At 54.2% G+C, this 690-nt stretch carries 1 protein-coding gene; it reads left to right on the top strand.

Annotated elements, in window-relative coordinates:
- Nucleotides 1-303: 303 nt before the first annotated feature.
- Nucleotides 304-690, top strand: a 387-nt coding sequence (locus JK635_RS06355) for a hypothetical protein (protein ID WP_202653134.1), incomplete at its 3' end; no start/stop codon positions are given.

Here is a 690-nt window from a genome sequence, read left to right as displayed (position 1 = left end):
GGTCAGTGGCGCTTCACTTCCTTTCAAGACGCGGCCTGGCAAAACAGAAGCCCACCGTATCCAATGGATATCCATCCGCTGCTATATCCTAAGGACAGAAATTGGCTTATCGAGTTTAACCTGCCGGGCGGAGGTCGGCTTCTCATCCCATGCATCGAGTTTTTCTCTAGGTGTTATGGGCGGTCCGGTGAAGTCAAGCGGGTCTTGGCGACGTACCCATGGGACGGTCCTGGAGATACAGCTACCTCCAGGCTGTTCGCTCCGCTCGACACCCCTGAAGAACCCGGTCGTTGGCAGGTATGCTTGCAGAAGAAAATGCACAATGGCGACGTGGTGTTCCTCGCCCATGCGAAGTACGATGACTACACGAGGAATGTCGCCAAAAAAGTTCATTCACAGTTATCAGCTAGTTACGATCCGACGTCGGTTCATCCCACCTTTATTAAAATCGGCCCATGGTTTCAGGGGCCAACGGAGCTGAGCGTAGACGGGATACCCTTTGATGGTGATTCGTTCCTTGGCTTACGAGTGCGCGGAATGAGTGACCCAGGAGGCAGTCTTGTTCTGCGCCAGCGTGAGAACAGTCGGAATGCAGAGAATCCAGCTCCCGACGGCAGTCCCGAAGCTTGGGCGGGCGTACCCAAACGTGCACTGGTCAAACACCCTGAGATAATTAACCTAACTGGTGAC

Source organism: Neobacillus paridis, assembly GCF_016765675.1.
GTDB lineage: Bacteria > Bacillota > Bacilli > Bacillales > Cytobacillaceae > Neobacillus > Neobacillus paridis.
This window is presented reverse-complemented; position numbering and strand designations above follow the sequence as displayed.